We start from the raw sequence: 6168 nt of genomic DNA on the forward strand, positions 1-6168 counted from the left end.
ATGTCACATCTATGCAGGAATCTACCTCGTTGACGACTCCCCGCGTGCTGGGCACAGAAACAGAGTTCGGCATTGCCTCACGCGATCCTGCCGCCGCAGACCCAGTCGCCAATTCCATCGCGGTCATCGGACATTATCCTGGGCTGCCGGCTCCTCTGGCAGTCTGGGACTATGAAAATGAGAATCCGCTGCTCGATGCGCGGGGATTCGAAGTCGCGGGGGAGCGGGAGCGGCCCAATCCAGACTACAATCGCCAGTTGAACAAAGTGCTGGCCAACGGAGGCCGCCTCTACGTCGACGGGGCTCATCCGGAATATTCCACGCCAGAATGTACCAACCCTCGTGAAATCGTGGCCTTCGAACGGGCCGGCGCCCATATTCTGGCCCAATGTCTTGAGCAGATGGCGCGCACGACCGGGCGGGATTCGTTCGTCTTGTACAAGAACAATTCTGATGGCAAGGGGAACAGCTACGGCTACCACGAAAGCTATCTCATGTCCCGGACGGTTCCCTTCGACCGCATCGTAAAAGCCGTGGCGCCGTTTTTGGTGACGAGGCTTATTTTCGCCGGGGCAGGGAAGGTCGGGGCGGAGAATCAGGCTAACCAAACCGATTATCAGATCTCGCAGCGGGCGGATTTTTTCGAGTGTCTGGTCGATCTCAATACGATGGTCCGTCGTCCCATCGTCAATTCACGCGATGAGCCCCATGCGGAGCATGCCAAGTACCGGCGGCTGCATGTGATTGCCGGGGATGCCAACATGGCGGAATTGTCGACTTACCTCAAGGTCGGGACCTTGGCCATCCTGCTGGAACTGCTGGATGCAGGAGTCGAGATGCCGCAGATTGAGTTGGAGGACCCGGTTCGTGGCATCAAGCAGGTCTCGCGCGATCTGGGCATGAAGGAGCCTCTTAAGCTGTCGGGGGGCCGCTCAATGACGGCGGTGGCAATTCAGCGGACCTATTTGAAGGCAGCCATGGGATACTATGCCTGTCACGATCTTTCCCAAGTTACGAAAGATATTCTCGTCCGCTGGGAAGAGGTGCTGGATAAGTTGGAACAAGACTCTCGGCTCTTGGTGCGCGAGTTGGATTGGGTGGCCAAGCGCCAGATGATGGAATCCTATATGGAGCGGAAGGGCTGCGGCTGGGACGATCCTCGCATCCGGCTGATGGATCTCCAGTATCACGATGTCCGCCCGGACAAGGGCCTCTATTTTACGCTCGAACGGAGCCACCTGATCGAGCGCATCGTGCAGGAGGTCGAGGTTGCGCGGGCGGAGTTCACTCCCCCTCCCGGGACGCGCGCCTATTTCCGCGGACGCTGTGTCAGCCAGTTTGCAAAGTCGCTCTATGGGGTCAGCTGGACCTCGGTGCTTTTCGACGTCGGCAACAAACAGGTCAAACGGGTGCCCTTGATGGATCCGCTCCGAGGCACGGCTTCGCTGACGAGCGACCTGCTAGACCAGGTTGAGACCGTCGATGCATTGCTGGAGAAGCTCAAGGCCTGACGAACAAGGATTTTGGCAACGAACATTATGAAATTACCATTTCTTCCCAACCACGATGATTCGAGCTTCTTCGACTTTTTGACGCAGCACCATCCGGCGCTGACTCCGACAGGACGGAGCGGCTTCTTACAGGCGCAGGCGTCTGGCGAGCCGATGCGCGGAGCCGGTGCGATGAGCGTGCCCCATGCCACCACGGTGCTGGCGATCAAGTATCAACAGGGGGTGGTAATCGCCGGAGATCGCCGGGCGACGGAAGGATTTCAAATTGCCGAGCGCCGGATCGAGAAGGTCTTCAAGATCGACGACTATTCCGCAATGGCGATCGCCGGCGCAGCCGGTCCCTGCATCGAGATGGCCAAGCTGTTCCAAGTCGAGCTGGAGCATTACGAGAAGCTGGAAGGCGTGCAACTATCCTGCGAGGGGAAGGCCAACAAGCTCGGACAGATGGTGAAGGCCAATTTGCCGATGGTCTTTCAAGGGTTGGTCGTTATGCCGCTGTATGTCGGTTACGATGTGAAACGGACCGAAGGCCGCATCTTCAAGTACGATCTCTCCGGTGGCCGGTACGAAGAGTCGGACTACCATGCCATCGGGTCCGGCGGGAAAGATGCACGCAATACGATGCGGGAGCATTTCCTCAAGGGCCTGGCCGAGCCGGAGGCCCTGAAGTTGGCTCTGCTGGCTCTGTATAATGCGGCAGATGACGATGTCGGCACCGGGGGGCCGGATCTCGTGCGGGGCATTTATCCCACTGCGAAGATTGTGGACGGGCGCGGTATTACCGACGTGTCCGAGCAGCAGATTCGCAGCATCTATGACGGGTTGCTCGCGACCCGCCGTTCCAAGGAGAGTTAATCATGCCGTTGCCCTATTACGTCTCGCCTGAGCAGATGATGCAGGACAAGGCGGAGTACGCCAAGAAGGGCATCGCCAAAGGCCGTTCCATTATTGCCATCGAATATGTGAACGGGATTCTCCTGGTAGCGGAGAACCCCAGCGCTTCGCTCTATAAAATTTCTGAGATCTACGACAGCATCGCCTTTGCCGGAGCAGGCAAGTACAGCGAGTTCGAAAATCTCCGGAAGGCCGGTATCAGACATGCGGATCTCAAGGGATTCATGTACAGCCGGGAAGACGTGACGGCCCGCTCGTTGGCGAATGGCTACTCCCAGAGCGTGGGCACCATTTTCAGCCAGGAGCAGAAGCCTCTTGAGGTGGAAATCCTGGTCGTGCAAGTCGGGCACAATGGCCATGCCAACGAGATGTATCGCATTTCCTTCGATGGGAGCATTATTGACGAGCGTACCTTCGCGGTCATCGGAGGCAAGGCCGAGGCCATCCAGGCTTTGTTAAAAGAGAAGGGCCTGACGAAGCCTCCAGATCTGCGCGAAGCCCTTTCTCTCTGTATCGCTTCACTCGAACAAATCGGGAACCAGAAACTCTCGCTGGAGAGCCTGGAAGTAGCGGTGCTGGATCGCACCCGCGAGGGCCGGCGGTTCCGGCGTTTGTCGTCCGCCGATACTAAACCACTCCTCGCGACCTAACGTATTCAAACGTATTCATTTGGTCTGTTCGGTTTCTCTGGGTTATCTAGTTGCGGGAGACTAACCAGATAGACCAGAGAAACCAGATGGACCAGACAGACCGCATCGTCGGATACGATCCTTCAGTTGAAGAAGGCAGGGGTGGCTGGTATCCTGTTCGTACACACATGCTACAAGCCGGTCCTCTGAAACAACGGATCTTCGGTTTGGAGAATGAGTACGGGCTCATCTTCTCTCCGAATGGGCGCGTGTACCTGCCGATGGAGAAGGTGCTGGGCTATATCTTCGAAGGGCTCATCCCCAACAGCTGGCCCTCCAACGCCTTTCTGGCGAACGGCGCGCGTTTCTATCAAGACACCGGCTGCCACCCTGAGTATTCCACCCCCGAGTGCGACAACATTCTCGATCTCGTCATCCACGATAAAGCCGGCGAGCGTCTCCTGGAGGCGTGCCTGCCGGCGGCGGAAGAACGATTGCGGGAAGAGGGCCTGTCCGGGGAAATCTATATTTTTAAGAACAATACGGACTCGCTGGGCAATACCTACGGCTGTCACGAAAACTTTCTGATGCGCCGCGACGTCGATTTCTGGAAGGTGACGGAGCAGCTTATCCCCTTCTTCGTTACGCGCCAGATCTACAGCGGGGCGGGAAAAGTGCTGAAAGTCTCCGGCAAGCCGCAGTACTTCATCTCGCAACGCGCCCAACATATTCACGAGAAGACGTCTTCCTCGACCACGTCCTCGCGCAGTATCATCAATACCAGGGACGAGCCGCACGCCGATGCGGAACGGTATAGGCGGCTCCACATCATCGTCGGGGATTCCAATATGTCGGAGTTCGCGACCTATTTGAAGGTCGGTACGGCGTCGTTGGTGCTGTCCATGATCGAGGAAGGGTACGCGGTCCAGGGGATGGAGTTAGAGGATCCCGTGAAAGCGATCAGGGAGATTTCGCGCGATCCTTCGTTAAAGAAGAAGGTCAGGCTGGATGATGGTCGCCAGTTGACGGCGGTGGAAATTCAGCGGGTCTACTTGGATCTCGCGCAGCAATATTTAGCGCAACAGGAGCATGATCCGATCCTTGACGATGTGTGGAAACGGTGGGCCATGGTGCTGGATAAGCTCGAAGAAGATCCGATGCAGCTGGTGCGCGAAATCGACTGGGTGACCAAGCGTCATCTCATCCAGTCCTATATCGACAAAAAGGGCTGCGGCTGGGATGATCCACGAGTCTTCCTGCTCGATCTGCAATATCATGATGTCAAACGGACGCGCGGGCTGTATTATCTGATGGAGTCCCGTGGGATGATCGAGCGGGTCGCAGCGGAGGAATCGGTGCAGCGGGCCATGTCGACTCCGCCTCAGACTACGAGGGCGAAGGTGCGAGGCGATTTCATCCGGTTCGCCCGCGCGAAGAATCGTTCCTATACGGTGGATTGGACCTATTTGAAACTCAACGGCTATTGGGAAGAAACGATACTCTGCATGGACCCCTTCAGCGCCGTGAATCGGCGCGTGGACGAGTTGGTCTCCCAGGTAGCGGGGCTGAGGCTTTACCGATGATGATGACCGCTCTCAAGCAGGCGCAGCTGCGGATCTCGCGACTGGACCGGACGATGATCATGGCCGTCGTGTTGTTGTCCAGCGTCTTTCCCGTCGAGTTGTTTCCCAACACGCCGCCTCCGCCGAAGGGCCTCGATGGACAATATAGCGGCAAGCAGGGGCAGGTGCTGGTGGTCAAGGTGAAGGGCGAAGAGCAGGCAACGGAGGTGACCGGCACATTCCTCGATCGGACGATTCCCTTCTTCCGTGAGTTCAGGCCAGGGGAGCCGGCCGGCTATGTCGGGTTGCTCGGGATCGACATGCAGGACGATCCAGGAACCTATGAACTGGCCGTAGAAGTGAAGCAGGGTGAACAGGCAAAGCAATTGAGCTTCAATGTTCTGGTGGCCAAAGAAAAGTTCGCCGTCGAGCATCTGAAGCTGCCCAAAGAGAAGGTCGATCTGGACGAGAAGGCTGTGGCCCGCTGGAAAGCCGAGCAGGCGCAGGTAAAATTGGCGCTCGCGGAGAATTCACGCCTGAAACTCTGGCACAGCAACTTCGTGGAGCCGGTGAACGGCAAACGCACCGGCATTTTTGGCAGCGTGCGGATCATGAACGGCAAGCCGCGCAATCCCCACAATGGAGAGGATATCGGCGCGCCGATGGGGGCCGATGTCGCTGCCACGAATGACGGAATCGTCCGGATCACCGTCGATCATATTTTCTCCGGCAGGGGCGTCTTCGTCGATCACGGGTTAGGTTTCTACTCGATGTATTTTCACCTCTCTGAGATCCTGGTCAAAGACGGAGACTTGATCACAGCCGGCCAAATCATCGGCAAGGTGGGAGCGACCGGTCGCGCCACAGGGCCGCATCTCCATTGGGGCGTCAAGCTCAACGGGGCCCGAGTGAACCCCTATACGTTGCTCGACCTGCCATTCAAGAACGGTGTGACACCAGCGGCCACGGTTGCCACCCCGGCTCCTGAACCAACGCTAGACCCGCACGCCGTACCCATCAAAGAATAACTGCTCAAGGCGTATGTTCCAGTCTCCCCATTCGTTGCTCGTGAAGTAGCACTCGTCTTCCGCCGCTCTGTTCGCGCCCCCTTCGCTATACGCTATTCTCCCCCATCTCATTACGCAGCCCTTCCGAACGGCCATCAGCCGTCAGCTCTTTTCCCTCTCTCCTCAAATAGCCATGCCCGAATGGGCTAGCCCACATGGGGTAGCAACAAAGAGGGGATTGTGTGCGGCAGGAAAATGCGTAAATTACGCGGCCATGTCGTTCGCAAACCCATCCTCAACGGTCATTCATCAATCGTTATTCGATCTTCAGGCTGAGCCATACGCTATCAGCTCTTGCCGGTCGAAAGGAGTCCCCATGCTGAGCCGCCGCCTCCTCTTCTTCGTACTATTCTTTGCCATCAGTCATCAGCCATTTGCCATCAGCTCTTTGTTCGCGAAAGAGACGAGCGAAGATCGTCCGGTGGGTTCGTTAGGCGGCGCTGTGCACGCCGATCCGTTTACTGGTGTGGCCACCACGAGCATTCCCATCGACGTGCCAGCAGGC

6 protein-coding genes are annotated in these 6168 nt (G+C 57.4%); all 6 read left to right on the forward strand.

The annotated features are described in order from the left end of the window. The first annotated feature begins 11 nt into the window (after positions 1 to 11). Positions 12 to 1511: a depupylase/deamidase Dop gene (gene dop, locus NT179_08620; GenBank protein MCX5722076.1), complete on the forward strand. Its 1500-nt coding sequence runs from the start codon at positions 12 to 14 to the stop codon at positions 1509 to 1511. A 27-nt stretch (positions 1512 to 1538) separates the two neighbouring features. Further along, on the forward strand, positions 1539 to 2366 hold the full coding sequence (gene prcB / locus NT179_08625) for a proteasome subunit beta (GenBank protein MCX5722077.1): 828 nt from the start codon (positions 1539 to 1541) through the stop codon (positions 2364 to 2366). 2 nt (positions 2367 to 2368) lie between these two features. Then, positions 2369 to 3055: a proteasome subunit alpha gene (gene prcA, locus NT179_08630; GenBank protein MCX5722078.1), complete on the forward strand. Its 687-nt coding sequence runs from the start codon at positions 2369 to 2371 to the stop codon at positions 3053 to 3055. A gap of 185 nt (positions 3056 to 3240) precedes the next feature. Further along, the gene (gene pafA / locus NT179_08635) at positions 3241 to 4617 is read left to right on the forward strand and encodes a Pup--protein ligase (GenBank protein ID MCX5722079.1); all 1377 of its coding nucleotides are present in this window, start codon (positions 3241 to 3243) and stop codon (positions 4615 to 4617) included. Then, positions 4614 to 5624, forward strand: a complete 1011-nt coding sequence (locus NT179_08640; GenBank protein ID MCX5722080.1) for a M23 family metallopeptidase — start codon at positions 4614 to 4616, stop codon at positions 5622 to 5624. The genes pafA and NT179_08640 overlap by 4 nt, the downstream gene beginning before the upstream one ends. Positions 5625 to 5979: 355 nt before the next feature. Then, positions 5980 to 6168, forward strand: a 189-nt coding sequence (locus NT179_08645; GenBank protein ID MCX5722081.1) for a hypothetical protein, incomplete at its 3' end; no start/stop codon positions are given.

The sequence above is a fragment of the Nitrospirota bacterium genome (assembly GCA_026387665.1).
GTDB lineage: Bacteria > Nitrospirota > Nitrospiria > Nitrospirales > Nitrospiraceae > Palsa-1315.